The sequence below is a fragment of the Dyella sp. 01N448 genome (genome assembly GCF_056399225.1).
In genome coordinates, this window is the sequence record NZ_JBFTQX010000003.1 from 415,705 (window position 1) to 440,640 (window position 24,936).

Sequence of the window (24,936 nt, forward strand, 5' to 3'; positions counted from 1 at the left end):
CCGGCACTGGCCGACGGCTTATGCCGTGAAAAGAGCCTTCAGTTGCTCAGCGTCTACCGCGGGGAATGGCGTCACGGGCTGCGGCGGCGTCTGCGTCGGCTGCAGTTCCTTTTGCCATACGCCGACATCCCACCATTGCTCGAGCTTGTAACCGGAGCTACGCCACACGCCGGCCGGCGTGAAGCCCATGGCTTCGTGCATGGTCACGCTGCTTTGGCCGGGCAGGGTGATTACCCCGACGGCCTGGTTGATGCCTTGCAGGCGCATCACGTCGAGCAGTGTGCCGTAGAGCCTGCGCGCGATGCCGCGGCGGCGTGCATCGGCGTGTACGTAGATCGAGGTCTCCGCGATCCAGTCGTAGGCGGCGCGTTCGCGGAAGCGGCTGGCATAGGCATAGGCCAGTACGCGGCCTTCCTCTTCCCAGACGATCCACGGGTAGTAGCGCAGGCGCGTGAGGATGCGCTCGCGCATCGTGTCTATCCCAGGTAACTCGGTCTCGAAGGTTTCTACCCCGTGGAGCACCGAGGGCGTATAGATGTCGTGGACAGCCGCCGCATCGTCGGCGTGGGCAATGCGGATCATGCGAGATGCTTCTCCATACAGATGCTGCGCGGGTTGGACTGGTGTTCGCCGAACGGTGGGCAGCGACGATAGCCGGCGCGTGCGTAGAGTTCCAGCGCCTCGGTTTGCGCCGTGCCGGTTTCCAGGCGCAGGATGCGGCCGCCGGAGCGTGCGACTTCCAATTCCAACGCTTCGAGCAATTGCTTGCCAAGCCCCAATCCACGGCAGGCGGGCAGCACGTACATGCGCTTTACTTCCACGTAGTCCTCGTGCGCCACGAAGGCACCGCATGCCACCGGCGTGCCATCCACGCGGGCGGTGAGGAAGCTGACATTGGGTTGGCTCAGTTCCTCGGCCGTCATGTGGCGGATATTGCCCGAGGGATAGAGCTCCGCCAGATAGCCGTCCAATTCACGGATCAACAGGGCGACATCCGGCGACGTGGGGTCGTCGAGCTCAAAATGCAGTAGCGGCGCCTTCAGCATGCTTCGTACTTCCAGTTGCGCCGCTTGCCTTCGGCGAGCCACTCCAGCGTGCTGGCGATGCGATTCTGGCGCGTGGCCTCGGTCTTCGCCTCGGTGATCCACTCGACGTAGTCGCGTTGCGCGCTGGGCGGAAAGCCCTCGTAGGTCTTGCGGGCGGCGGCGTGCTTCTTCATCGCCAGCAGCGCGGCGACATCATCCGGGAGTGTCGGTGCGGGTTTGGGTGCGGCCTTGGGACGGGAGACCTTTACACCGGTTTCGTTCAAGGCTCTGGCCTTGCGGATCAGCGCGATCAGGGTCTTCTTCGCCGGCAGATCCTTCAGCGAGGTCAGTTTGCCGAACTGGCCCATGCCATCCGCCCGATCGCTGCCGGTGACCTCCTTGTGCCGCCAGAAACCGAACGCGCAATGCTGCTTGAATGCCGCCATCTGGCACATCGGCGAGCCATTGAGGCTGAAGAACGGCATGCTCCATTTGATGCCTTCCTCGACCTCCGGGCAGGCCTCGTGCACCACGTCGCGCAGATGCTCGAGAATGGGCTGGGCGAACGGCGGCGCCTGAAGGATGTAGGCATCGATGCGGTGATCGCGGGCCATGAGGTACTCCTACAAATCGCGCAGATAGAACTGGTCGCAGCTGAAGTGTCCGGTGCCGCCCATCGGCGCGCAAATCGTGCGGAAGCCGTGCCGACGATACAGCGCCTGGGCCGCATCCATGCCGGTGAGCGTTTCCAGGTAGCAGCGATGAAAGCCGCGTTCGCGGGCGGCATCCAGGCAGCGCAGCATCATGGCGCTGCCGGCGCCGATGCCGCGCGCCTCGGGTAGAAAATACATCTTGCGCAGCTCGCACACATCCGCTTCGCCGCCCTCCAGCGGCGCGACGCCACCGCCGCCAATCACCATGCCATCGCGTTCCACCACGAAGTAGGCGCTGCGTGGGCGCGTATAGGCTTCGTACATGGTGCCCACTTCGGCATCGTGAATGGCGAAGCCCGGGCCGTCGGCGCCGAATTCCGGCATCACGGTGCGGATGATGTCGGCGACGGCGGCGTTGTCGCGTGCTTCGATGGGGCGGATCAGGAAGTCGGTCATGGCGTGGCTTGTGGTGTGCGGTAGAGGCTGCCGTCTTTCATCACGAAGACGGGATGCTGGAGATCGTCGATATGCGTACTGGGATCGCCCGTGAATGCGGCGAGGTCAGCCCGCAGGCCGGGCGCGATGCGGCCGAACTTGTCCTGCTGGCGCAGGATGCGTGCCGCGATATTGGTGGCGGCGTGCAAAGCCTGCTGCGGCGTCATGCCGTCGCGCACCATATTGACCGGCTCGCGCCAGTTGTCGCCATGGGTGAACACGCCCACATCGCTGCCGTTACCGATGATCACGCCAACCTTGAGCGCGGTGCGGAACGCGTGCTCGGCTTCTTTCATGCGCGCGGTGGGTTCGCTTTGCCCCGGCACGTAGTGCTCGAAATACTGCGCGGTGGCTTCCACCGCGGTAAGCGTGGGTTCGTACGCCGTGCCGTGCTGCTTGAGCAGGCGGAACGTGGCCTCGCTGGCGCCATAACCGTGCTCGATGGTGTCCACGCCCGCTTCCACCGCGAGGCGTACACCTTCGTCGCTGGAGGCATGCGCAGCCACCGGACGGCCCGACAGGTGCGCGGTATCCACGATGGCCTTCATTTCCGCCAGCGATAGCGTCGGCTGCGTGCTGCCATCGGCGCCTACGCGGTAGTCGGCGTAGAGCTTGATCCAGTCGGCGCCGTGGCCAGCCTGTTCGCGGGTGGCGCGGATGGCCTCGTCCACACCGCTGATTTCCTGCGCGCCGCCGGGCAGATCGATATCGGGACGGAAGCCGCGTGGACCCGGTCCATAGCTGTCCGTCGCCACGATGGCGCGGGTGGCAACAAACATGCGTGGCCCCGGAATCATGCCTTCGTCAATCGCACGCTTGATCGAGACATCGGCGAAGCCGGCGCCCTCCGTGCCCAGATCGCGCAGTGTCGTGAAGCCCGCCATCAGCGTGGCGCGCGCATGGGCGGCGGCTTCGAGTGTGCGGTAGTCCTGCGGCTCCTTCAGGACCTGGTCGTTCCACAGTGTCTCGTTGTACGGATGCAGGAAGACATGCGAGTGCAGGTCGATCAGGCCGGGCGTGAGCGTGGTGCCGGGCAGGGCGATGCGTTGGGCGCTGGCCGGTGCCTTCAGGCTGTCCGCCGGTCCCACGGCGGCGATGGCGCCGTCATGCACCAGCACGGCCCATCCCGCATGCGCAGCGTCGCCGTCAGCGGTCCAGACGCGGTCAGGCACCAGCAGCACATCGCCCTTGGGTGGCACCGCGGTCGCCGCCGTGGCGCTGGCCATGGCCATGGCCGTCAGCAGGCCGATCCAACCTTGACGCTGTTTGCACCGCATTGCTCGCTCCCGCCCGTCGCTCCTGCCGATTCTAGCGAGGCTCGGCACTGCGCCGCGAGACCGCGGTTCAGAGGGCGGGGCGACCCGCGCCGGCGAGTTGCCGCGCGCAGGCGCCTTCGGCCGTCGGTGCCGAGGTGACGCAGCTGGCGAAATCGTCGGGAAGACGCGTCAACAACAACGTATCACCCTGGCGCATGGTGAAGACGGTGATCGGTGGTTCGCAGGCGACGTGGCTGGTGCTGCACGAGCCGGGCAGTACGGTGAAGTGGCACAGGCCGCTCTGGCTGCGCAGGCAGCGGAACGTGGCCAGCTCGCCGGAGATCTGGATCTTGCTGTAGATCAGGTCGATCCCGTGGGTCAGTTCGTGGGTGACGACGGTGCGTGTGGGTTCGAAACCGGTGAGGGATAACACCAGATAGAACAAAAGGATCAGCTTTTCCATGGTGACCTCTTGTGATGCTCGGCAGGGGAAGGTTTCCGGTACTTACATGTTTCGGAACAGCGTCATGAATGGCTGGCTCACCACCAGTGTTTCGGGTCGCTGCTTGAGCCGCAGCGTGCCCTTGCCGGTGTCGTCGCGAACGATCGATGCGACCGCGCGCAGGTTGACGATGGTGGAGCGGTGGATCTGCTTGAACACGGCGGGGTCGAGTACCGCCGCCAGTTCGCGGATGGGCTTGCGCAGCAGCGCCTCGCCGTCGGCCGTCATGGCGATGGTGTATTTGCTGTCGGCGCGAAAATAGGCGACGTCGTCCACCATGATCAGGCGCGTTTCGCGCCCGTTGCTGGCGGTGATCCAGGTGAGCGGCTCGGCGCGTGTGCCAGGCTGCAGCATTTCATCGCGCAGCAGCTGCGATAGAGCTGCAGCATCGGTCGCGCGGGGTGCGGCGCGCGTCTGCAGGCGCTGCATGGTGGCGGTGAGCCGGGTCTCGGTGATGGGCTTGAGCAGATAGTCCACGGCGCCGCGTTCGAATGCATCGATCGCGTACTGGTCGTAGGCGGTGGTGAACACCACCTGCGTTTGCGGACTCGCCTCGGCGGCAGCTTCGGCGACTTCCAGTCCGCTGAGCCCCGGCATGCGGATATCGAGAAAGGCGATGTCGGGACGATGTTCGCTGATCGCTTCCAGGGCACTGGCGCCGTCTTCGCAGTCGGCGACGATCTCCAATTCCGGCCAGACCCGCGCGAGCAGATCGCGTAGCGCCGTGCGCAACAGGGTTTCGTCTTCGGCAAGAATGGCAGTGGTCACGACGCGGGTTCCGTGGTTTCGTTGCGCAGGGGCAGGGTGATGGTGGCGGCCACGCCTTCGGGCGCATTGCTGACTACCGAGAGCGAAGCGTCCGTGCCATAGATCAGGCGCAGACGTTCGCGCACATTCTTCAGGCCGATGCCGGTGCCCCCGCTGGCGTCGCTGAAACCGCGGCCATCGTCGGCCACCGTGATGGACACTGTGTTGTCGTCGCGGCGCGCCAGGATCCACACCGTGCCGCCGCCGGGCTTAGGCTCCAGGCCGTGCTTGATCGCGTTCTCCACCAGCGTCTGCAGCATCATCGGCGGCATCGCGATGGCGCGCAGCGCGTCGGGTACGTCGATCTGCAGCGAGAGGCGCGGCCCCATGCGCAGCCGCATGATTTCCAGATAGGCGCGGGTGCGTTCCAGCTCATCGCCCAGCAGGGACAGCGCATCGTCGCGCTGCGGCAGGGAGTGGCGCAGATAGTGGATCAGATGCCCGAGCATGTGGTCGGCCTGTAGCGGATCGGTGCGCGTGAGGTATTGCGCGCTGGCCAGCGTGTTGTAGAGAAAGTGCGGCTCCACCTGCGCATGCAGCAGGTTGAGGCGGGCCACGGTGCGCTCTTTCTCGTTTTCCGTCTGGGTGGCGCGGCGTTGTTCCTGGCGACGCTTCTCGGCGATGCGGCGGGTGATGGCGCGCGTGATGGCCTCGGCGTTTTCCAGGTTGGTGCCGTCGTCCACGCGGAACCAGTCGGTCCATGCGCCGGCTTCCGGCTCGCAGATCAGCGTGACGCTGCCCGAACCCTCGCGCGGCGTGACCGTGGCGAAGATCTGGTTGCGCACGTGACCAAACCACAGCGACGGGTCGAGACGTTCGAACGGATTAGTTCCATAGGCCTTGGGGCGCTGTACCTTGGCGCGGATCTGCAGGCTGTCGCGTGCGCTTTCCACGTCTTCGCTGCGCGGCAGTTCGCGGATGGCGGCATCGAGCAGGTCGAAGGCTTCGCCGGCTTCCAGCGGTATCTCGATCTGCCGCCGCTGGCGGTTGCCCATGGTGCTGTCGTCGAGATGCCCGGCGATCAGGCGCACGCGGCGCAGATGGGTCACTGCGCTGGTCACTACCATCACCAGGGTGAGGAAGATAAGCAGGACGAACATGGCCCCGGTGTCTCTGTAGCGCAGCGGCGGACTGTTGGCGAGCAACAAGGCCACAAACAGCAGCACGAAGAACCAGAACACGACCAGGCGGGCTACGAAGAAAACGCTCTTCATCACGACGTCCTTGATTGGGATGCGTCGGAGCATAACCAGCTGCTTTGGCGCTGGCGCGTGGTTTTCGACGGAACCGGCCCTTGGGGCGACGAAACGGGCCGGGGCCGGGATGAAGCAGGGCGCCGCGCAGGCGCCGACGGATCAGGCCGCGGTGCGCGCCCGCGTCACGCGGCTGGCGGTTTCCTTGTGCAGCTGGCCAGCCAGCCAGGCGCCGGTGGCCACCAGGATGTCCAGATCGATGCCGGTTTCCATGCCCAGGCCGTGCAGCATGTAGACCACGTCCTCGCTGGCGACGTTGCCGGTGGCTCCCTTGGCGTAGGGACAGCCGCCCGTACCCGATACCGCGCTGTCGACCACGCGCACGCCTTCTTCCAGGCAGGCGAGGATATTGGCCAGCGCCTGCCCATAGGTGTCGTGGAAATGCACGGCGAGGGCCGACATCGGTACCTCCTGTGCCACTGCCTTCAGCATGGCGCGTGCCTTGGCCGGCGTGCCGACGCCGATGGTGTCGCCCAGCGAGACTTCGTAGCAGCCCACCTCGTGCAGTCGACGCGCCACGCGTACCACCTCGCTGACCGGCACATCGCCCTGATACGGGCAGCCCAGCACGGTGGAGACATAGCCGCGCACTTTCAGGCCGTCCTGCTTCGCGCGAGCCATCACTGGCAGGAAACGCTCGATCGATTCATCGATCGAGGCGTTGATGTTCTTGCGGTTGAACGCTTCGGAAGCGGCAGTGAAGATCGCGATCTCGGTGACACCCACGGCGCGGGCGCGCTCGTAGCCCTGCTCGTTGGGCACCAGCACCGGATAGCTCACGCCGGGGACCTTGCGGATGCCCTGGAACACCTCGGCGGCGTCAGCCAGTTGCGGCACCCACTTGGGGCTGACAAAACTGGTGGCTTCGATGGTCTTCAGGCCGGTGCTGGAAAGGCGATCGATCAACGCGATCTTCACGTCGGCGGGCAGCAGGGTTTTCTCGTTCTGCAGGCCGTCGCGTGCGCCGACTTCGACAATGCGGACATGGTTCGTGCTCATGCCGAGCAGCATAGCGCGTCAGGCCCGTGGCGGCGCATTAATGTGGCAGTCGCTCGGGGTGGAATTGCTGGATGAACGGCAGATACAGCGCCTGCGCCTGCGGCGTGGTCAGACCGGTCAGCGCGCTGCCGTGGTCGGTGGACTGCAAGGTGACCACGTAGCGATCGTTGAACAGCGCGACGGCTTGGGCCGGACCGATTTCCGACTGTGCCGTGACGTGGATGACGAAGGAATCGGGCGTTGAGTTATGCACCAGCACGGGTGCGTAATCGGGCCCGCCCAGGGAGCGAAACGATTCGGCATTGGTCTGCATCGGATCGGTCATGATGGTCAGCATCTCGATGGCTTGCCGCGTCACCGAGCGTTGCATGTCGCGCGTGCGCCGGTTGACGTCCTCTGTGCCTGCTGTGGCGCTGCTGTCGACCGGGCGCGTGTCGCTGACGGAGATTTCGACGTGCTTGCCATCGTTCTTGCCGTAAACCGCGCGAATGCTGGCAGGCGTGCAATCCCATGATCGAAACGGCAGGCCGCCGATGTCGTCCTTGGGAGGCAGGGCCTGGGCAAGGGGGTTGTCCGCGCATTTGGCCGTAGAGGCGGCCTCTTCCTGCGCCTGCCTTGCTGCGTCCGCCTGTCCGTTATCGGCAGTCGATGCAGCTTCACTCTCGTGTTTGCCACAGGCAGACAGGAGATGGAGGGCGATCAGGGCGAGCAATATCGTCGACCGCAAGCCACGAAAATGCGCGAGCATGGATTCTCCCCAGCCCCGGGCAAGGACCCGGGCGATGGGGCAAGCGTCGAGATTGTGTTGTCGACGCGGCGTCAATCCGCGCTTTCAGTCGGCGAAGCGCAGCAACACCGTATCCGCTTCGACGAAGTCGCCCTGGGTCGCGTGCACGCTGGCGATGCTGCCACTGCGCGGCGCCTTCAAGGCAAGCTCCATCTTCATCGCCTCCATCACCAGCAATTCCTGGCCTTCTTCGACGGTATCGCCCGCATTGGCCTTCACCAGCACGATACGGCCTGGCATCGGTGCGGTGATCTGGTTGCCGCCGGCGGCTTCCTTCGATTCCCAGGCGAAGGCGGGCGCGCGCTCGAACGCATAGCGATAGCCTTGCGTGTCGTGCACGGTCACGCGGGAGGCGTCCGCGCGTACCGGTACGCGCATGGCCTCACCGTCGAAACGTGCGCTCAATGCGTCCGCACCAAGGCGAGCGCCTTGCACGTCGCAGGATGCGTCGGCATAGCGCAGCTGATAGTTGCCGTCATGGCCATGGGCTTCCACTTCATGGCGCTGGCCATGCAGCGACAAGGCCACGATGCGCTTGCCGGCATGCCCCACACGCCACGCGTCAGCGCGCGACCAGGGCGAATGCGGATCGCTGGCGTTGGAGGTCACACTGGTCTCTTCGTGCATCAGTGCAGCCACGGCCGCGGCAAACAGCACGGATGCCGCCGGTGCCACATCGCCCGCGAGGAACTGGTCCAGATGACGGTCGAGATAGCCGGTGTCGATGCGTCCTTCGACCACCACCGGGTGGCGCGAGAGTCGTTCGAGGAAGGCGATATTGGATTTCGGCCCCACGATTTCGCTCGCCATCAGCGCATCGCGCAAGCGCTGCAGGGCTTGCGCGCGATCGACATCCCATACGATGAGCTTGGCGATCATCGGGTCGTAGAAGATGGTGACCGTGTCGCCTTCAATCACGCCGCCATCCAGACGCACGTGGCGCGACGGCGCAGGCAGACGCAACTTCACCAGCTTGCCGGAGCCGGGGAGGAAGTTCTGGTCCGGATCCTCCGCATACAGGCGCACTTCGATGGCATGGCCATGTGCCTTGATCTGCTCTTGCGCGAGCGGCAGGGGGTGGCCGGCGGCGATGAGCAGCTGCCATTCCACCAGGTCCAGGCCCAGGGTTTCCTCAGTGACGGGGTGCTCGACCTGCAGGCGCGTATTCATCTCCATGAAGAAGAACTCGCCGTCCTGGGCGACGATGAATTCCACCGTGCCCGCGCCGACATAGTTCACCGCCTTCGCCGCGGCGACAGCGGCAGCGCCCATGGCAGCGCGGCGTGCGTCGTCGAGGAAGGGCGAGGGCGTTTCCTCCAGCACCTTCTGGTAGCGCCGCTGCGCCGAGCATTCGCGCTCATTGAGATGGATGACGTTGCCTTGCGTGTCGCCGAACACCTGGAATTCGATATGGCGTGGATGCTCCACATAACGTTCGAGGATGACGCGCGTGTCGCCGAACGAACTGGCCGCCTCGCGCTGCGCGGACGCCAAGGCATCGACGAACTCCGCCTCGCTGCGCACGATGCGCATGCCCTTGCCGCCGCCACCGGCCGCGGCCTTGATCATCAACGGGAAGCCGGTGCGACGCGCCTGCTCGGCGAGCACTTCGGCGGACTGATCCGCGCCGTGATAGCCCGGCACCAAGGGGACCTGATGCTGTTCCATCAGCGCCTTGGCGGCCGCCTTGGACCCCATGGCGTCGATGCTTTCGGGGCGTGGACCGATGAAGGCGATGCCGGCATCGGCGCAGGCGCGTGCAAAGGCGGTGTTCTCGGAAAGAAAGCCGTAACCCGGGTGGATGGCTTGCGCACCGCTCTTGCGCGCCACATCGAGAATGGTCTCGCCGCGCAGATACGATTCCGTCGGGCGCGGGCCACCGATCGGCCAGGCCTCATCGGCCAGGCGCACATGCTGCGCATTGGCATCGGCCTCTGAATACACCGCAATGGTGTGGATCCCCAGGCGCCGGCAGGTGCGGATGACACGGCAGGCGATCTCGCCACGGTTGGCAATGAGTACGCGCTCGAACATGCGGCTTCCGGGGATGATGCGATGCTGCCAAAACTAACAGATTGGCGCGTTGGAGCCGATGCGCGGCGCAACATGGCCCCTCCGTCCCTGTGGGAGCGCACCCTGTGCGCGACAAGGCTGCCTCACCGTTCGCCCGTCGCGCACAGGGTGCGCTCCCACAGGACTGAGGGGTTTACTCCCCGTCCCAGTACCCCACCTGCATATCGGCCCGCGTCACCATGCGAAAGCCCTGCGGCGTGCCATCGGCCGCCGGCGGATATTCCGCCAGGATGCCGATCTTGCCGGTATCGGGGTATTCGCAAATCTCCGGCGACTCCTTGGTGCTCACTGCGAGATAGCGCATCTCGGTCGCGCCGGTATTGATGATCTGATGCGCTTTCTCCGGGCCGCCGGGCGGGCAGGCGATGACGTCGCCCGCGCGGATCGGATAGCGTTCCTCGCCGAAGCGCACTTCGCCACTGCCTTCGATGATGAAGAACATTTCCTCGTTGACGCGATGACAGTGAAGCGGAAACGCACGCTTGCCGGGCGGCACCGCGGTGATGTTATAGCCCAGTTTTTTTGCGCCGATCTGTGGACCGAAGCGACCCATGCGCGCTTCGAAACGCTCGGCGGTGTCGCCGGTGGGACCCATGCCCGGCGGAAACGGCTGCAGCTGGACGTCGGCGATATTGATGATCGGATGCGTCATGGCGTGGTCTCCATGGAGTGGTCGTTGTCTGCGGCGTCAGCCCGGCTGGTGGCAGACCGCTTCGATATTGTGGCCATCGGGGTCGAGCACGAAGGCGCCGTAGTAGTGCTCGTGGTAATGCGGACGCAGGCCCGGCGCGCCGTTGTCGGTGGCGCCCGCCTCCATGGCGGTGCGATGAAAAGCCATCACGGCAGCGCGGTTGGGGGCCGTGAATGCCACGTGCACGGCGCCGCTGGCGTGGGCGGTCTGCGAGGTGCCAATCCAGAACGTCGGGCGCCCGGCGATGCCGAATCCGGCGTGCGAACCGTCGCCCGTCTGCTCCTCGGTTACCTCCATCACCAAGTCGCCGCCCAGCGTGGCGAGCACCTTGCGGTAGAACTCGCGGCTGCGTTCGTAACCGGAAACCTGCAATCCGACATGGTCGATCATCGTGTCGCTCCTGACGAAAGAATCGGTCAACGGGGGTGACGTATCAGTCTGCCGCACACCATGCAGCAGCACGTTTGGCCAGGAACGCGCCCAACCCTTCCTGACCTTCTGCCGATACACGCAGGCGCGCGATCAGCGCAGCGTTTTCGCGATCGGTGGTTTCCGCTTGCGCCGCATCGGCGCCGGCCATGCGCAACGCCAGCTGCTTGGCTTGCGCCTGCGCCACCGGTCCGGCCTTTGAAAGCAACGCAACCGCAGCGTCCACCGCGCTATCCAGTTGATCGGTAGGCACGCACTGATGAAGCAGGCCGATCTGCAGCGCCGTGGCGGCATCAAACAACTCGCCCGTGACAAACAGGCGACGCGCCTGTCGCAAGCCGATGGCGTGAATGACATACGGCGAAATCACTGCCGGCACCAGGCCGAGTTTCACTTCGGTAAGGCCGAAGCGCGCGCTGTCCACGCCGATGGCGATATCGCAGCACGCCACCAGGCCCACGCCGCCGCCATACGCCGCGCCGTTGACGCGGGCGATGGTGGGCTTGGGCAGGTATTGCAATGTGCGCATGAGGGTCGCGAGGCGCAGCGAATCCTCGCGATTCTCCGCTTCGCTCGCGCCGGCCATCCCGCGCATCCAGTTGAGATCCGCGCCGGCGGAAAAGCTGGCGCCTTCGCCGGTGAGCACCACGGCACGTACCGCGCTGTCCGCGCCGGCTTGCTGCAGCGCCTCGGTAAGCTCCGCGATCAGGCCGTCGTCAAAGGCGTTGTGCACCTGCGGGCGATTCAGTGCGATGCGGCGCACGCTGCCGTGATCGGCGATCTGGATGCTGCTGGCCATGGAAAGCTCCTGCTGGGGAGCGCCATCGTAAACCGAACCATCCCCGACCATCTCGTGGGCCGGGGATGCGGGGCTTAGTCCTTGGCCGGCAGCACCAGGAATTCGGCGGCTTGCCGTGCGCATCCCTTGGAGTGTTCGGCGCTCAGTTCGCGCCACCACGGTTGCACCGTTTCAAACTGCGCAGGTTCGATCGCCTCGCCCAGGCGGGGCATCACCAGGCCCTCCGGGACCCGGGCCAGCAAGACCTCGGCCGGCTCGGCCCATGGATGCATGGCCAGGTTGAAGGTGCCCCAGTGCACCGGCAGAAAGCGGCCGCTGCCCAACTGGCGCCACGCGCTGATGGCATTGTCGGGGCCCAGGTGCACGCTGCCCCACGACGGGTGAAACGCGCCCACTTCGATCATCACCAGGTCGAACGGCCCGAGTCGTTCGCCGATCTCGCTGAAATGCGGCGACAGGCCCGTGTCGCCGCTGAAGAACACCGCATGGCGTTCGCCGCGCAACACGAAGGACGACCACAGCGTGGCATTGCGATCGTGCAGGCTGCGGCCAGAGAAGTGGTGCGACGGCGCGGCAGTGAGGGTGAGTCCGCACGGCAGCGTGGTGCTTTCCCACCAGTCCAGTTCGGTGATGCGCTCGGCAGGCACGCCCCAGGCTTCCAGGTGCACGCCCACGCCCAGCGAGGTGATGAAGGGCACGTCCAGCTTCGCCAGCGCGCGGATGCTCGGGTAATCGAGATGGTCGTAGTGATCGTGCGAGATCAGCACGGCATCCAGCGGCGGCAGCTTGTCGATCGCCACCGGCACGGGCTGGAAGCGCTTTGGGCCCATGAATGAAAACGGCGAGGCACGCTCACCCCAGACCGGATCGGTGAGCACGCGCGCGCCGTCGATTTCCAGCAGCACGGTGGAATGGCCAAGCCAGGTGCTGCGCAGGCCGGTTTCCACCGGGCGCGTCCACGCGGCACGCGGATCGAGCGAGGGCAGTGGCCGGGGTGGCGTGCGTCCTTCGCCGTGGAAAATGAAATCGACCAGCGAAGGCTTGTCGTCGGCCACGCGCGGTGTGCTGGACGGATAGGTATTGGCAAAGGCTTCGCCGGCGTACTGCGAGGAAGCTTGCATGCGTTCGAGACGTAACCCGCTTGCGTGTCTGGCGAATAGAGCCATGTGAACCTCGGTATCCATGGGGTAGCGGCGTCGCAGTGGCTTGCGATGGCCTGCCTCACTGCTATCGGGGCGGTGGCTGCCAGTTCCAAGGCGGCCTCGATGGTGGCGGTTCAGCCCCATGTTCTTGCGGCTTAACGGGCCTATAGGCGGCATCCGGCCGCGCTGCAGTACCCGGATGGCTCATGTACAATGCGAACCATTCTTATTTAAGTTGGTGACCAGTGCGCCTGTCCGATCTTCCGAAAGGGGCTACTGCCGTGGTGGACCGAGTGGATGATGCTCACGCTTCCGACCCGATTGCGCAGCGCCTGCGCGACCTGGGCTTCGTGGCGGGCGAGCCGGTCCGCGTGGTGGCGCAGGGCCCGCTGGGGGCAGATCCCTTGCTGATCCAGATCGGCTCGACGCGCTTCGCGTTGCGCCGCAAAGAGGCGGAGCGCGTGCAGGTCCAGTCGGAGAACGCTGGATGAGTGCGGGCACGCTGCGTATCGCCCTGGTCGGCAATCCCAACTGCGGCAAGACCGCACTGTTCAACCAGCTCACCGGCGGTCGCCAGAAGGTGGCCAACTACGCTGGCGTCACGGTGGAACGCAAGGAAGGCCGATTCACGGCGCCTTCCGGCCGCGTGCTGCAGCTGCTCGACCTGCCCGGCACCTACAGCTTTGACGCCACCAGCCCCGATGAGCAGATCACGCGCGACGTGCTGGAAGGCAATTATCCGGGCGAGGCCGTTCCCGATCTGATCGTCTGCGTAGCCGATGCCACCAACCTGCGTCTGCACCTGCGCTTCGTGCTCGAAGTGAAGCGCCTCGGTCGCCCCGTGGTGCTGGCGCTCAACATGATGGATGCGGCGCGTCGCCGCGGCATCGTCATCGACGTGCCGGAACTGGCGCGACGCCTGGGCATTCCCGTGGTGGAAACCGTTGCGGTGAAACGCGACGGCGTAAGAGCGCTGATCGCCCAGGTGGACGGTGAGATTCCGCAGGCCGCGCCCGCGCAGTCCGATGACGCCGAAAGCCGCGCCGATCTGCATGTGCAGGTGCGCGAGCTGATGACAGCCACCGTGACCATGCCGCGCGCCACGGCGGAGATCGACGACGCGCTCGACCGCTGGGCGCTGCATCCCGTGTTCGGCCTGGCCATTCTTGCCCTGGTGATGTTCCTGGTGTTCCAGGCGGTGTATGCCGCCGGCAAGCCGATGACCGATCTGATCGGCGACGGCTTCGGCTGGCTGGGCGAGCACGCCACCGCGTGGATGCCGGCCGGTCCGCTGCAGAGCCTGCTGGTCGACGGCGTGTTCGGCGGCCTCGGCACGGTGATCGGCTTCCTGCCGGAAATCCTGGTGCTGTTTTTCTTCATCCTGGTGCTGGAGGAGTCCGGCTACCTGCCGCGCGCAGCCTTCCTGCTCGATCGCCTGATGGTGTCGGTGGGGCTGACCGGGCGTTCCTTCATTCCGCTGCTTTCCAGCTTCGCCTGCGCCATTCCCGGCATCATGGGCACGCGCAGCATCACCGACCCACGCGATCGCCTGTCGACGATCCTCGTCGCGCCGTTGATGACGTGTTCCGCGCGTCTTCCCGTCTATGCGCTGTTGATCGGTGCGTTCATACCCACTCATCGCGTGCTGGGCATCTTCAACCTGCAGGGCCTGGTGCTGTTCGCGTTGTATGCGGCAGGCATTCTTGGCGCGATGCTGGTGGGCTGGGTGATGAAGAAGCTGCGCCGCGATCGCAGTGAGCACGCCTTGCTGATGGAGCTGCCGTCGTATCGGCTGCCCAAGCTGCGCGATGTGGGACTGGGCTTGTGGGAGCGCGGCACGATCTTCCTCAAGCGACTCACCGGCATCATCCTCGGCCTGACCGTGCTGATGTGGTTTCTGTCCACGTTCCCGTCGCCGCCGGCAGGCGCCACCGGTCCCGCGATCGACTACAGCTTCGCTGGTTACATGGGGCGCGGCCTGCAATTCATCTTTGCGCCGCTGGGTTTCAACTGGCAGATCAGCGTGTCGTTGATTCCCGCTTTTGCCGCGCGTGAAACCGCCGTGGCCGCGCTCGCCACGGTGTATGCGGTMGGTGGCGACGGTGCCGATGGCGCCGGCCTGGCGCAGGCGCTGGCGGCCAACTTCTCGCTGGCCAGCGCGTTGTCGTTGCTGGTGTGGTTCGCGTTTGCGCCGCAGTGCATGTCCACGCTGGCGGTGATCCGCCGCGAGACCAACTCGTGGCGCAACGTGGGCATCTCGTTTGGCTACATGTTCGTGGTGGCGTATGTCGCCTCGTTCCTCACTTACCAGATCACAAGCTGGCTGACATGAGTACTGGGTTGCTCGTGCAATACGTGATCATCGGCGCGATCGTGCTGATCAGCGCATGGATCACGCTACGTAAACTGGCGCCGAAGTTGACCAGCCGCTGGCTGGCATCGCTGGCGCTGCGTCTTGACCGGCAGGGCAGCGCGGCATGGCAGCGTGCGCTGGCACACCGCCTGCAGCCCAAGCAGGCCAGCGGCAATTGCAGCGATGGTTGCGATACCTGTGGCTCTTGCGGTCCCAAGCCGCCGGCTGCCGCGCGCGACGTGCAGCCTCTTCATTTCCGTCCGCGCGGCAAGTAGCAACTTACTGACGGTTCCCCGGCAGTTCCATCGGCGGATTGATCTTGTGCGTTGCCGGGTCGTCCGACTTGACCGGCGTAAGAATGCCCACCGTCACCGTGCCCGAGAGCAGGTAAGAGGCGAACTTCGGATCGTACGGGTCATCGCTGGCGCGCAACTGTTCATAGGCGATGACGCCATCCGTCTGATGCACGCCGGTGACTTCACCGGCGGTGAAGGCTTGCATGCCACCGTTGCCAACGTCATAGCTGATCGGCGACTCGTGGCTGTTTCTGCCGGTGGTGCCACCCACGACCAGGTGTGGCGCTGCCGAGCCCACGCGCGAGCCGGTCGCCGACATCAGCACCTCACGCCAGCGCGCCTTGGCCCGCACCAGTGCGGTGGCGTCGCCATAAGTCGGCAACAGTTCGCGCCATATCACATTGGCCTGTTCGAACTGCTCCGGCGTCATATTCGCGTAGAGCAATTGCTTGGCGTAGACGTACTGCGTTTCGTTGCGCTCGGCGGCCAGTGCGAACCAGGCCATGGCACGCGGCAGGTCGACCGGCGAGCCGTGGCCGTTGAGATACATCACGCCCAGGTTGTATTCGGCCGGCTTGTACGCCCACGAGGCCGACACCTTGTACATCGCGATGGCGTGCTCGTAGTCGTGCTTCTGGTTGGCCAGCGCGCCAAGATAGAAAAAGTATTCGCCAGGACGGCCGTCGTCTTCCGGTCGATTGAACGGATCGGTGCGGCTGGTGGGGACGTCCGGCGTGGCCCTGTAGCTCACCACTTTCGGCGGCGGCGCCTTCGTGTCGATGGGGATAGTGGGCAGCGCAGTGTCCGTGGCATGCAGGGCAGGGGAGAGCCACAACCCGGCCAGCAGGATGGCGGAGAACGGCGCTTGCAACAGGTGATTTCGCACGGTCATGGCGACACCTCGCATCGTCTGCCTGGGGTGGAGCAGCGAGTCGAAATTACTCCCAACCGTGGCGCCATTCAATCGCATGGTTGCCGGCGGGCGCATCGCAGGAAAGCGCGCCGGCAACCTGTCGATCGCCCACCCCGTCAGCGATGGGGGAGTTGTTCGTAGCGCGCCAGCAGATGGCTGAAGACCGGCCAGAACGGCTGCGGCAAATGGCCGTCCAGACGATCCTCCAGGATATTGAGGTGGGTATGCCAGCCGCCGCTGACGCCGGCGATATCGGTGGCCTTGAGTTTGCTGTGCGTCACCGTGAGGCGAACCTGTTCACCTGCGGGTGCGAGCTCGAAGCTGACTTCCGAAGGCTCCTGTGCATCGCCCCAGGAGATCGCCAGCAGGGTTGGCGGCTCGCAGGCGATGACGCGGTGATGGGTGGTCTTGCCGGCAGCGATCGATGCGAATCGGGCTGGCGGCGGCAGCGGCGTCTGCGACAGTTGGGCGTGATCGAAGCGCAGCTGGAATTCGCTGCCCACGCGTTGCTCCATCGCGCCACTGCCCAGCCATTGCGCGCGCTTGTCCGATTCGGTGAGATAGGACCACACACGCTCGATCGGTCCTGGCAGCAGGCGTTCGAAACGCGCCGTGTCTGCGGCAAGCAACTGGCGCGGGGGATCGCGCTGCAGCTTTTGTGCGAGCTTGGCGAGGATGCCACCCCAGCCTTCCTGCGTCGCATCGGCCCATTCCGGCAACACGCCTTCATGCAGCATGCGCAGTTCGCAACCGGATCCGGACGGGACGATGTCGATGCTGACCTTCGTAGTGGCCTCGGAATACTTGGGCACCGCAAAGGTGAAGACGAGCCGCCGCGGCCGATCGATTTCCAGATACTCGCCGACATGCTCGACGTCTTCGCCATCGCGCCTGTCGATAAAACTGAAATGGCCACCGACGCACGCGTCGATATCCACTTTCACCATCTCGCCGTTTGGCGCGGAATAGAGCCAGCGGCCAGCGGTGGCGGGATCGAGCCATGCATCGAAGACGCGTTCCGGGCTGGCGTCGAAATGGCGGGAGATGCGCAGGGTTCGTAGCGTGCTCATCGACAATTACCTTTTGGGCAGGGCGCTGTCCTCGGCCTCGAGCAAGGCCTCGAGCGCATCGAGTTTGCGGTTCCAGAACTGCTCGTAGAAGCGCAGCCATTCATCGGCGGCAGCGAGCGGCCCCGGTTCCAGACGACAGATATGGGTGCGACCCTTGACCAGACGGCGCACCAGGCCCGCGCGCTCCAGCACCTTCACATGCTTGGAGGCTGCGGCCAGCGACATCGCGAACGGCGCGGCCAGTTCGCCGATATTGCGGTCGCCGTCGGCCAGGCTGCGCAACATGGCGCGGCGGGTGCCGTCGGTGAGGGCCTGGAAGACGGTGTCCAGGGTGGGCATCGGATATTCAACCATGGAGTTGAATATCCGCCTCGCTCAGTCGAATGTCAACCGTTTGGTTGAATGTGGGCCGACCAGGCCCTGTGCGTGCCCTCGGTGCGGATGAGACGACAGATCGCTAAACTCGCGCGGTTACTCAGGAGCCACCCATGCAGCACACGCCCAACACCGAGACGGCCGTGCCCGACGGCGATCTCTCCGATGTGATCATTTCGCCGACGCATGTCCACCATCCGGCCGGCCACAACGTGGTCGACACCTTGGACATCGCCGGGCACGACGAAGTGGATCACGAGACCGCCTTGCGCGAGTCCTCGTTGCGCGTTCCGCGCTGAATGCCTCAAGCGTGACCTGAACTCGTTCGCCCGCCCTTGTGGCCAGGCGAACGTTGACGCTTACATGCGGAACACGCCGTAGCGCTGCGGTTCGATCGGCGCATTGAGCGAGGCGGAGATCGCCAGGCCGAGCACGCGGCGCGTATCGGCTGGATCGATGATGCCGTCATCCCACAGGCGCGCGCTGGCGTAGTAGGGGTGGCCCTGGCGTTCGTACTGGTCGCGGATCGGCGCCTTGAACGCTTCTTCTTCCTCCGCGCTCCAGCTTTTGCCGCTCGCTTCGATGCCGTCACGGCGCACCGTCGCCAGCACCGAGGCGGCCTGCTCGCCGCCCATCACGCTGATGCGCGCGTTTGGCCACATCCACAGGAAGCGTGCGCCGTACGCGCGGCCGCACATGGCGTAATTGCCGGCACCGAAGCTGCCACCGATCACCACGGTGAACTTGGGCACGTGCGAGCACGCCACCGCGGTCACCATCTTGGCGCCGTCCTTGGCGATGCCCGCGTTCTCGTATTTCTTGCCGACCATGAAGCCGGTGATGTTCTGCAGGAATACCAGCGGCACGTTGCGCTGGTTGCACAGTTCGATGAAGTGCGCGCCCTTGAGAGCCGACTCGGAGAACAGGATGCCGTTGTTGGCGATGATGCCTACCGGATAGCCGTGGATATGCGCAAAGCCGCATACCAGGGTCTTGCCGTAGCGGGCCTTGAACTCGTGGAACTCCGAGCCGTCCACGATGCGTGCGATGACCTCGCGGATATCGAACGGGCGCCGGCTATCCTGCGGGATCACTCCGTACAGTTCCTCGGCGGCGTGCAGCGGCTCGCAGGGCGCGCGCAGGGCCAGCGGCATGTCTTTCTTGCGGTTGAGGCTGGCGACGATGTCCCGCGCGATGGAGAGCGCGTGCGCGTCGTTCTCGGCGTAATGATCGGCGACACCCGAAATAGACGTATGGACATCCGCGCCGCCCAACGCCTCGGCATCGACCACTTCGCCGGTGGCGGCCTTCACCAGCGGCGGGCCACCCAGGAAGATCGTGCCCTGCTCGCGCACGATGATGGTCTCGTCGCTCATGGCCGGCACATAGGCGCCGCCGGCGGTGCACGAGCCCATCACCACGGCGATCTGCGGAATGCCCAGGCCCGACATGCGTGCCTGGTTGTAGAAAATGCGGCCGAAGTGCTCCTTGTCCGGAAACACCTCGTCCTGCAGCGGCAGGAAGGCGCCGCCGGAGTCGACCAGGTAGATGCAGGGCAGGCGGTTTTCCAGCGCGACTTCCTGCGCCCGCAGATGTTTCTTCACCGTGATCGGGAAATAGGTGCCGCCCTTGACCGTGGCGTCGTTGGCGACCACGACCACTTCCAGGCCGTTGACCCGGCCGATGCCGGTGATGATGCCGGCTGCCGGCGCGGCATCGTCGTACATGCCATGGGCGGCCAGTGGCGAGAGCTCGAGGAAGGGCGAGCCCGGATCGAGCAGGGCGCGGATGCGTTCGCGCGGCAGCAGCTTGCCGCGGGCCGTGTGCTTGGCGCGGGCCTTCTCGCCGCCGCCTTCCGCACTGCGAGCCAGCTCACGGTGCAGGTCGTCCACCAGTCCCTTCAGCTGCGCGCTGCTCGCCTGGAAATCCGGGGCGCGGGGGTCGATCTGCGACGCAATGACACTCATGGGCTCAGGCTGCCTTGGTGGGAAACGTCGATCATAGCGGCCCATGGCCGAGGGCTAAATCGGCGTCGCAGCATAGAAGGGGCACGTACTTTCACTTACGCACAAAGACTGGCCGCTGCCTTTGCATGGGGCAAAAAAAAACCGGCCGCACAAGGCGGCCGGTTTTAGAAGTACACGAGTGTACTTAGTGACCAGCGGTCGAAGCAGCAGCCGGAGCAGCAGCGGTCGAAGCCGGGGTCGGCGCAGGCTGTTCGGCCGGAGCAGCAGCGGTCGAAGCGGGAGCTGCGGCCGGAGCCTCTGCCGGAGCAGCAGCAGCCTTCTGAGCCTGGTCAGCAGCCTGCTGAGCCTGGTCAGCCGACTTCTGAGCGTCCTGCGCGGAATCCTGCGCGCCGTTGCTGCAAGCCGCCAGCAGCGCGACGAGCGCAGAGGCGAGAAGGGTACGCGTGAACTTCATGTTGAATCTCCTTTGCCGTGGAATGCCGTTTGGCGGGCGTATTAATAGCGCTTTCGCGGAAAATCCGCCACATCTTTGTGTGAACGGGCAAAAATGGTTAACCCCGCTTTCATCGGCGGCCACCGGTGGGACCGCCAATCAAGGGCTTAGTCGAGCAGTTCCACCGCAACGGCCGTGGCTTCGCCACCACCAATGCACAGCGACGCCACGCCGCGCTTGAGGCCGCGGGTCTTCAAAGCATTGAGCAGGGTGACCACCAGGCGGGCACCGCTGGCGCCGATCGGATGGCCCAATGCACAGGCGCCGCCGTTGACGTTGATCTTGTCGCGCGCGATGTCCAGCTCACGCATCGCAGCCATGGCCACCACGGCGAAGGCTTCGTTGACTTCGAACAAGTCGACGTCGCTGGCCTTCCAGCCGGCCTTCTCCAACACCTTATGCAGTGCGCCGACCGGCGCGGTGGTGAACCACTCCGGTTCCTGCGAATGGGTCGCGTGGGCGACGATGCGAGCGAGCGGCTTGAGCCCACGCGTCTTTGCGTCATCGGCTGACAACAGCACCAGTGCGGCGGCGCCATCGGAGATGCTCGAAGAGCTGGCAGCCGTGATGGTGCCATTCTCCTTGCGGAACGCCGGCTTCAGCGACGAGATCTTGCTGGTGTCCGAACGGCCCGGCTGCTCATCGGTGTCGACCGTGATGTCGCCCTTGCGGCTGGAGACGGTGACCGGAACGATTTCGCCGGCGAATGCGCCGTTCGCCTGGGCGGCCTTGGCGCGGTCCACCGACTCCTTCGAATAGGTGTCCTGCTCCTCGCGGGTAAAGTGGTACTTGTCGGCGCACAGCTCGCCGAACACACCCATGGCCTTGCCGTCGTACGGGTTGGTGAGGCCATCCCACGCCATGTGGTCGACCAGGGTGCCATCGCCGTAGCGGATGCCGGTGCGCGCATTGACCATATGCGGTGCATTGGTCATCGACTCCATGCCGCCAGCGACCACCACCGAGGCCGAACCGGCCTTGATCAGGTCATGGCCCAGCATCAGGGCCTTCATGCCCGAGCCGCAGACCTTGTTGATGGTGGTGCAACCGACGGCCACCGGCAGGCCGGCGCCCAGGGAGGCCTGGCGGGCAGGGGCCTGGCCGAGGTTGGCCGGCAGCACGCAACCCATGATGACTTCGCTGACATCGGCGGGGGCCAGACCGGACTGCTCGATCGCGGCACGAATGGCGGTGGCACCCAGGGTGGGGGTGGGTACGCCGGTGAACTGGCCGAGGAAGGAGCCAATGGCAGTGCGCTTGGCACCGACGATGACAACGCTGACGTCCGACATGGGGATCTCCGCAAGTACTTGATGGGGCGAGGCCCCGGTTTAATCCGAGAATTATCGCAGCCCGCCAGTAACCGGGGCAAACCGGCCCTCTTTGCGATACCAGCGGGATCTTGCAGGCATTTAGTTGCGATTTCGTTGTGCAAATATGGAGGCGCGCGTGGCCAATACCAGGGAGACGCGCGCAGGGCAGTCATCTTGAACGTGATTCAGTGGGGCGGGGGCCTTATGAATACGGTGATGCAGGGGTTTCGGTACCGTCGTGGCGCGGTATGGGTCTGCCTGGCTCTGGGGCTGAGCGCCTGCGGAGGCGGCGGTGGTGGCAACACCAGACCCTCGCCGCCGGCACCCGCGCCGGCACCCGCGCCGGCACCCGCGCCGGCTCCGGCACCGCCACCGGCCTCCACCGCGCCGCCACCGCCGGTCGATGCGCAATTGACGCTCACCAACACCAATGCTGCGCACGCCGCCGGCTACACCGGGGCGGGCGTCACCATCGGCGTGGTCGATACCGGCGTGACCTCCACCCACCCGGCTTTGGCGGGGCGCGTGATCAAGGAACTCACCTACGTCAATCCCGCCACCAACAACCTCAAGGTCGATGACGTCAACGGACACGGCACTTACGTGGCCGAGATCGCGGCGGGCAAGCCCTTTGGCCAGTTCGTCGGCGGCATCGCCCCGGGCGCGAACATCGTGTCGGCACGCATCATCGACGACAGCGCGCCCGACGATAATGGCTCCACGCCACCGGCGCCGGTGAATTCGTCCGATGCGATACCGCTGGGCCAGGTCAATGCCGATCTGATCGCCAACGGCGTCAGGGTGATGAACAACTCCTGGGGCGGCATCAGCTGGAGCGCCAGCGACACCGCCACCACCCAGGGTTTCCACGACGCGTACAACACCTTCATCAATAGCTGGGGCGGCCTGGTGGTGTTTGCGGCGGGCAATGATTCGCAGGCCAATCCCAGCAGCATCGCGGCGCTGCCGAGCCTGGCGCCGGATCTGGCGAAGGGCTGGCTCACCGTGGTGGCAATCAACAGCAACAGCCCCACTCAATTGGACAGCTATTCGAACCGATGCGGCATCGCGATGAACTACTGCCTGGCCGCGCCCGGCGATGTGATCGTGAGCGGCAAGAGCGATACCAGCACGGCCAACGAGACCTACTGGATTGTCGAAGGCACCTCGCTGGCGGCGCCGCAAGTCTCCGGCGCGGCTGCCCTGGTGTGGCAGGCCTACCCCTATTTCAACAACGATCTGGTGCGCCAGACCTTGCTCGGTACCGCCGATCCCTTGGGCGGCTCGCAGCCGAACGCCACCTTTGGCTACGGCGAACTCGACGTGGGCAAGGCGGTCAATGGGCCGGAACAATTCAACTGGGGCGACGTCACTGTCAGCTTCAGCGGCAGCTCAAGCTGGAACAATCCCATCTCCGGCGCCGGCGGCCTGATCAAGCAGGGCACGGGCACGCTGACGCTGACCCAGCCGTCCAGTTATACCGGCTTGACCCAGGTGCAGGGCGGCATGCTGGTGGCTGCATCGTTGGCATCGAGCGTGAGCATTGGCGCCCAAGGCGTGTTGAGCGGTACACCATCGATAGCCGGATCAGTCACCAATGCCGGCGTGCTGGCGGTGGCCGGTACCGATGTCAACGTGGCCGGCAACTATGCGCAACAGGCGGGCAGTCGGCTGGCGGTATCGCTGGGCTCGGCGTTGCGGGTCGGTGGCGCGGCCACGCTGAGCGGTGGCGATCTTTACGTCACGGGCATCAATTCGGGCTATCAGGCCAATGCGCATACGGACGTGCTGACGGCCAGGGCCGGCATCTCCGGCACGTTCTCCGCATTGGACGTGGCCACCGGCGTATTGCTCAGCGCCACGCTCAACTACAACAGCACGGACGCGTGGTTGAACGTGGCCCAGGTGCAAGCCTCGGCGGTGACGGGCATGACGTATACGCCGGCCTCGTTTGGCGCCGCGCAGCGCATCGATGGCGCGTTCAATCAGATCAACACGCAGGTGAGCTCGGGCACCACCGTCACCGGCAATCCGCTGCCGACCTCGTTCATCAATGGCGCAGCAAGCCTGCAGCAAACCGCAACGACCGCTGCCTTGCAGCAGTCGTTGAATTCACTGTCGGGCCAGCTGCACGCGGCGAGCGCAGCGATGACTTTCGATGCGATGGATGCAGGGACGCGTGCGCTATCGCAACGCTTCGACCAGCTGGGCGAGGTCTATACCGCCGGCGGCTGGACGCAGACGCTGGGTAGCTACGGCAGCATGAATCGCAGTGGCTACAACAGCGTGGGCTATGACCTTAACGGCTGGATGGCCGGCCAGGATCGCCGCGTGGGCAGCAATGGGGTCATGGGTTTTGCGGTGAGCCAAAGCCAGGATCTGGGACGCCTCGACGAATTCGCCGACCAGGGCCGCAGCCGCGCGGTGGAAGGCATGCTTTACGGTGGTTTCGTACAGAACCAGTGGTATGCGATGGGACGGCTGGGCATGGGCTCGTATCGCGAGGACATGCGTCGCCATCTCGAGCTGGGCAGCGATGTGGAAAGTGTCGCCAGCGATACCAACGGTACCTACGACATTGCCTATGGCGAAAGCGGCTACCGGATGCAGTGGGGCGGTGTGCGCATAACGCCATATGCCAATCTGCAATACGCCAATATCCGCACCGATGGTTTCGACGAACTCGGCGGTGCCGGCTTCGGATTGAAAGCCGCGTCGCAGACGATCGAGCGCTGGCAGGCAGGCGCCGGCCTGCGCGCGGGCCGCGACTGGTCGTTGCCGGGCGGCGGCAGCTTGAGCGTGCAGGCGCACATGCTTTGGCAGCGCGCCTTCAGCATGCGCGGCGATGTGCTTGATGCGAGTTTTGCAGTGCTCAATCAATGGGCGCCGGTCGGTGGCATCGGCCTGTCCCGCTATGGCGGCGAGGCCGGGCTGAGTGTGGACTGGGCGATCTCGCATCGCTCCCGCCTGTCGCTGGGAATGGATCAGTACGTCGCCGAGCATGAGCACGGCAGGATGGACACGCTGGCCTATCGCCTGTCGTTCTGACCCCGAATGAGGCGCGGTTCTACCGGCCCGCATCGCTGCGATGCGGGCTTTTTCATCCTGTGAACCTCTAGGAATTTTTCGCACCATGTTGTGCGAAGATTAGTCAGGGAGGTGCTGGCGGAGTCCAGGTAACAGGCCGCCGCGCCATGGATGCAAGGGATGCCCTAAGGGGGCGCAGGGGGAACAATGGAGAGTGG

Annotated in this window: 25 protein-coding genes and 1 pseudogene; 5 read left to right on the forward strand and 21 right to left on the reverse strand. The window is 65.2% G+C overall.

The window, feature by feature from the left end; genetic code table 11:
- Window positions 1–18 precede the first annotated feature (18 nt).
- From AC1DKY_RS05970 to AC1DKY_RS06040, 15 genes are all read right to left on the reverse strand, one after another.
- A complete protein-coding gene (locus AC1DKY_RS05970; protein WP_441604284.1) occupies window positions 19–582 on the reverse strand; it encodes a GNAT family N-acetyltransferase in 564 nt (187 codons plus the stop codon).
- On the reverse strand, window positions 579–1,046 hold the full coding sequence (locus tag AC1DKY_RS05975) for a GNAT family N-acetyltransferase (protein ID WP_441604283.1): 468 nt from the start codon (window positions 1,044–1,046) through the stop codon (window positions 579–581). Before AC1DKY_RS05975 ends, AC1DKY_RS05970 begins: the two co-directional genes overlap by 4 nt.
- The gene (locus AC1DKY_RS05980) at window positions 1,040–1,639 is read right to left on the reverse strand and encodes a YdeI/OmpD-associated family protein (RefSeq protein ID WP_441604282.1); all 600 of its coding nucleotides are present in this window, start codon (window positions 1,637–1,639) and stop codon (window positions 1,040–1,042) included. Before AC1DKY_RS05980 ends, AC1DKY_RS05975 begins: the two co-directional genes overlap by 7 nt.
- Before the next feature lie 9 nt (window positions 1,640–1,648).
- On the reverse strand, window positions 1,649–2,134 hold the full coding sequence (locus AC1DKY_RS05985; protein WP_441604281.1) for a GNAT family N-acetyltransferase: 486 nt from the start codon (window positions 2,132–2,134) through the stop codon (window positions 1,649–1,651).
- On the reverse strand, window positions 2,131–3,405 hold the full coding sequence (locus tag AC1DKY_RS05990) for a metal-dependent hydrolase family protein (RefSeq protein ID WP_441604377.1): 1,275 nt from the start codon (window positions 3,403–3,405) through the stop codon (window positions 2,131–2,133). The genes AC1DKY_RS05985 and AC1DKY_RS05990 overlap by 4 nt, the downstream gene beginning before the upstream one ends.
- Before the next feature lie 112 nt (window positions 3,406–3,517).
- Window positions 3,518–3,892: a hypothetical protein gene (locus AC1DKY_RS05995; RefSeq protein ID WP_441604280.1), complete on the reverse strand. Its 375-nt coding sequence runs from the start codon at window positions 3,890–3,892 to the stop codon at window positions 3,518–3,520.
- A gap of 42 nt (window positions 3,893–3,934) precedes the next feature.
- Entirely contained in the window at window positions 3,935–4,699 is a 765-nt protein-coding gene (locus AC1DKY_RS06000) for a LytR/AlgR family response regulator transcription factor (RefSeq protein WP_441604279.1), read from the reverse strand.
- On the reverse strand, window positions 4,696–5,952 hold the full coding sequence (locus AC1DKY_RS06005) for a sensor histidine kinase (RefSeq protein ID WP_441604278.1): 1,257 nt from the start codon (window positions 5,950–5,952) through the stop codon (window positions 4,696–4,698). The genes AC1DKY_RS06000 and AC1DKY_RS06005 overlap by 4 nt, the downstream gene beginning before the upstream one ends.
- A 141-nt stretch (window positions 5,953–6,093) precedes the next feature.
- Window positions 6,094–6,990, reverse strand: coding sequence for a hydroxymethylglutaryl-CoA lyase (locus tag AC1DKY_RS06010; protein ID WP_441604277.1), 897 nt, complete (start codon window positions 6,988–6,990; stop codon window positions 6,094–6,096).
- 37 nt (window positions 6,991–7,027) lie between these two features.
- A complete protein-coding gene (locus AC1DKY_RS06015) occupies window positions 7,028–7,738 on the reverse strand; it encodes a hypothetical protein (RefSeq protein WP_441604276.1) in 711 nt (236 codons plus the stop codon).
- A gap of 84 nt (window positions 7,739–7,822) precedes the next feature.
- The gene (locus tag AC1DKY_RS06020; protein ID WP_441604275.1) at window positions 7,823–9,811 is read right to left on the reverse strand and encodes an ATP-binding protein; all 1,989 of its coding nucleotides are present in this window, start codon (window positions 9,809–9,811) and stop codon (window positions 7,823–7,825) included.
- A gap of 172 nt (window positions 9,812–9,983) precedes the next feature.
- A complete protein-coding gene (locus AC1DKY_RS06025) occupies window positions 9,984–10,502 on the reverse strand; it encodes a cupin domain-containing protein (protein ID WP_441604274.1) in 519 nt (172 codons plus the stop codon).
- Window positions 10,503–10,538: 36 nt separating this feature from the next.
- Window positions 10,539–10,931 (reverse strand): VOC family protein, encoded by a 393-nt coding sequence (locus tag AC1DKY_RS06030; RefSeq protein WP_441604273.1) that lies wholly within the window; start codon window positions 10,929–10,931, stop codon window positions 10,539–10,541.
- A 43-nt stretch (window positions 10,932–10,974) separates the two neighbouring features.
- Window positions 10,975–11,769, reverse strand: a complete 795-nt coding sequence (locus tag AC1DKY_RS06035; protein ID WP_441604272.1) for an enoyl-CoA hydratase-related protein — start codon at window positions 11,767–11,769, stop codon at window positions 10,975–10,977.
- Window positions 11,770–11,843: 74 nt separating this feature from the next.
- Window positions 11,844–12,890, reverse strand: a complete 1,047-nt coding sequence (locus AC1DKY_RS06040) for an MBL fold metallo-hydrolase (protein ID WP_441604271.1) — start codon at window positions 12,888–12,890, stop codon at window positions 11,844–11,846.
- A gap of 266 nt (window positions 12,891–13,156) precedes the next feature.
- On the opposite strand from AC1DKY_RS06040, the gene AC1DKY_RS06045 reads away from it, so the two are divergent.
- The 3 genes from AC1DKY_RS06045 to AC1DKY_RS06055 are packed head-to-tail and all read left to right on the forward strand — an operon-like array spanning window position 13,157 to window position 15,539.
- Window positions 13,157–13,402, forward strand: coding sequence for a FeoA family protein (locus tag AC1DKY_RS06045; RefSeq protein ID WP_441604270.1), 246 nt, complete (start codon window positions 13,157–13,159; stop codon window positions 13,400–13,402).
- Complete coding sequence (gene feoB, locus AC1DKY_RS06050) at window positions 13,399–15,243, forward strand: ferrous iron transporter B (RefSeq protein WP_441604269.1); 1,845 nt, start codon at window positions 13,399–13,401, stop codon at window positions 15,241–15,243. The genes AC1DKY_RS06045 and feoB overlap by 4 nt, the downstream gene beginning before the upstream one ends.
- Window positions 15,240–15,539, forward strand: coding sequence for a DUF6587 family protein (locus AC1DKY_RS06055; RefSeq protein ID WP_441604268.1), 300 nt, complete (start codon window positions 15,240–15,242; stop codon window positions 15,537–15,539). Before feoB ends, AC1DKY_RS06055 begins: the two co-directional genes overlap by 4 nt.
- 4 nt (window positions 15,540–15,543) lie before the next feature.
- On the opposite strand, the gene AC1DKY_RS06060 is transcribed toward AC1DKY_RS06055, so the two are convergent.
- From AC1DKY_RS06060 to AC1DKY_RS06070, 3 genes are all read right to left on the reverse strand, one after another.
- Window positions 15,544–16,452: a tetratricopeptide repeat protein gene (locus AC1DKY_RS06060; RefSeq protein ID WP_441604267.1), complete on the reverse strand. Its 909-nt coding sequence runs from the start codon at window positions 16,450–16,452 to the stop codon at window positions 15,544–15,546.
- 137 nt (window positions 16,453–16,589) lie between these two features.
- The gene (locus tag AC1DKY_RS06065; protein ID WP_441604266.1) at window positions 16,590–17,543 is read right to left on the reverse strand and encodes an SRPBCC domain-containing protein; all 954 of its coding nucleotides are present in this window, start codon (window positions 17,541–17,543) and stop codon (window positions 16,590–16,592) included.
- A gap of 6 nt (window positions 17,544–17,549) precedes the next feature.
- Window positions 17,550–17,897, reverse strand: a complete 348-nt coding sequence (locus tag AC1DKY_RS06070; RefSeq protein ID WP_441604265.1) for an ArsR/SmtB family transcription factor — start codon at window positions 17,895–17,897, stop codon at window positions 17,550–17,552.
- Window positions 17,898–18,031: 134 nt separating this feature from the next.
- On the opposite strand from AC1DKY_RS06070, the gene AC1DKY_RS06075 reads away from it, so the two are divergent.
- Window positions 18,032–18,217 (forward strand): hypothetical protein, encoded by a 186-nt coding sequence (locus AC1DKY_RS06075; protein WP_441604264.1) that lies wholly within the window; start codon window positions 18,032–18,034, stop codon window positions 18,215–18,217.
- Between the two features lie 60 nt (window positions 18,218–18,277).
- Here the strand turns inward: AC1DKY_RS06075 and AC1DKY_RS06080 are convergent, their stop codons facing one another.
- The 3 genes and pseudogenes from AC1DKY_RS06080 to AC1DKY_RS06090 form a co-directional block, all read right to left on the reverse strand.
- Window positions 18,278–19,885, reverse strand: coding sequence for a carboxyl transferase domain-containing protein (locus tag AC1DKY_RS06080; protein WP_441604263.1), 1,608 nt, complete (start codon window positions 19,883–19,885; stop codon window positions 18,278–18,280).
- Window positions 19,886–20,078: 193 nt separating this feature from the next.
- Window positions 20,079–20,339: pseudogene (locus tag AC1DKY_RS06085) on the reverse strand (hypothetical protein); the annotation flags it as partial.
- A gap of 146 nt (window positions 20,340–20,485) precedes the next feature.
- A complete protein-coding gene (locus AC1DKY_RS06090; RefSeq protein WP_441604262.1) occupies window positions 20,486–21,670 on the reverse strand; it encodes an acetyl-CoA C-acyltransferase in 1,185 nt (394 codons plus the stop codon).
- A 225-nt stretch (window positions 21,671–21,895) separates the two neighbouring features.
- Here AC1DKY_RS06090 and AC1DKY_RS06095 point away from each other — a divergent pair, with 225 nt between their 5' ends.
- Entirely contained in the window at window positions 21,896–24,739 is a 2,844-nt protein-coding gene (locus tag AC1DKY_RS06095; RefSeq protein ID WP_441604261.1) for a S8 family serine peptidase, read from the forward strand.
- The last annotated feature ends 197 nt before the right edge of the window (window positions 24,740–24,936 follow it).

Bases quoted from the DNA above. Each gene is read 5' to 3' on its own strand.
- AC1DKY_RS06075 (WP_441604264.1), top strand. From the start codon at position 18,032: ATGCAGCACACGCCCAACACCGAGACGGCCGTGCCCGACGGCGATCTC.
- AC1DKY_RS05985 (WP_441604281.1), bottom strand. From the start codon at position 2,134: ATGACCGACTTCCTGATCCGCCCCATCGAAGCACGCGACAACGCCGCC.
- AC1DKY_RS06025 (WP_441604274.1), bottom strand. From the start codon at position 10,502: ATGACGCATCCGATCATCAATATCGCCGACGTCCAGCTGCAGCCGTTT.
- AC1DKY_RS06070 (WP_441604265.1), bottom strand. From the start codon at position 17,897: ATGGTTGAATATCCGATGCCCACCCTGGACACCGTCTTCCAGGCCCTC.
- AC1DKY_RS06060 (WP_441604267.1), bottom strand. From the start codon at position 16,452: ATGACCGTGCGAAATCACCTGTTGCAAGCGCCGTTCTCCGCCATCCTG.
- AC1DKY_RS05975 (WP_441604283.1), bottom strand. From the start codon at position 1,046: ATGCTGAAGGCGCCGCTACTGCATTTTGAGCTCGACGACCCCACGTCG.
- AC1DKY_RS05970 (WP_441604284.1), bottom strand. From the start codon at position 582: ATGATCCGCATTGCCCACGCCGACGATGCGGCGGCTGTCCACGACATC.
- AC1DKY_RS06035 (WP_441604272.1), bottom strand. From the start codon at position 11,769: ATGGCCAGCAGCATCCAGATCGCCGATCACGGCAGCGTGCGCCGCATC.
- AC1DKY_RS05980 (WP_441604282.1), bottom strand. From the start codon at position 1,639: ATGGCCCGCGATCACCGCATCGATGCCTACATCCTTCAGGCGCCGCCG.
- AC1DKY_RS05995 (WP_441604280.1), bottom strand. From the start codon at position 3,892: ATGGAAAAGCTGATCCTTTTGTTCTATCTGGTGTTATCCCTCACCGGT.
- AC1DKY_RS06040 (WP_441604271.1), bottom strand. From the start codon at position 12,890: ATGCAAGCTTCCTCGCAGTACGCCGGCGAAGCCTTTGCCAATACCTAT.
- AC1DKY_RS06080 (WP_441604263.1), bottom strand. From the start codon at position 19,885: ATGAGTGTCATTGCGTCGCAGATCGACCCCCGCGCCCCGGATTTCCAG.
- AC1DKY_RS06065 (WP_441604266.1), bottom strand. From the start codon at position 17,543: ATGAGCACGCTACGAACCCTGCGCATCTCCCGCCATTTCGACGCCAGC.
- AC1DKY_RS06030 (WP_441604273.1), bottom strand. From the start codon at position 10,931: ATGATCGACCATGTCGGATTGCAGGTTTCCGGTTACGAACGCAGCCGC.
- AC1DKY_RS06055 (WP_441604268.1), top strand. From the start codon at position 15,240: ATGAGTACTGGGTTGCTCGTGCAATACGTGATCATCGGCGCGATCGTG.
- AC1DKY_RS06095 (WP_441604261.1), top strand. From the start codon at position 21,896: ATGAATACGGTGATGCAGGGGTTTCGGTACCGTCGTGGCGCGGTATGG.
- AC1DKY_RS06015 (WP_441604276.1), bottom strand. From the start codon at position 7,738: ATGCTCGCGCATTTTCGTGGCTTGCGGTCGACGATATTGCTCGCCCTG.
- AC1DKY_RS05990 (WP_441604377.1), bottom strand. From the start codon at position 3,405: ATGGCCATGGCCAGCGCCACGGCGGCGACCGCGGTGCCACCCAAGGGC.
- AC1DKY_RS06020 (WP_441604275.1), bottom strand. From the start codon at position 9,811: ATGTTCGAGCGCGTACTCATTGCCAACCGTGGCGAGATCGCCTGCCGT.
- AC1DKY_RS06090 (WP_441604262.1), bottom strand. From the start codon at position 21,670: ATGTCGGACGTCAGCGTTGTCATCGTCGGTGCCAAGCGCACTGCCATT.
- AC1DKY_RS06010 (WP_441604277.1), bottom strand. From the start codon at position 6,990: ATGAGCACGAACCATGTCCGCATTGTCGAAGTCGGCGCACGCGACGGC.
- AC1DKY_RS06005 (WP_441604278.1), bottom strand. From the start codon at position 5,952: ATGAAGAGCGTTTTCTTCGTAGCCCGCCTGGTCGTGTTCTGGTTCTTC.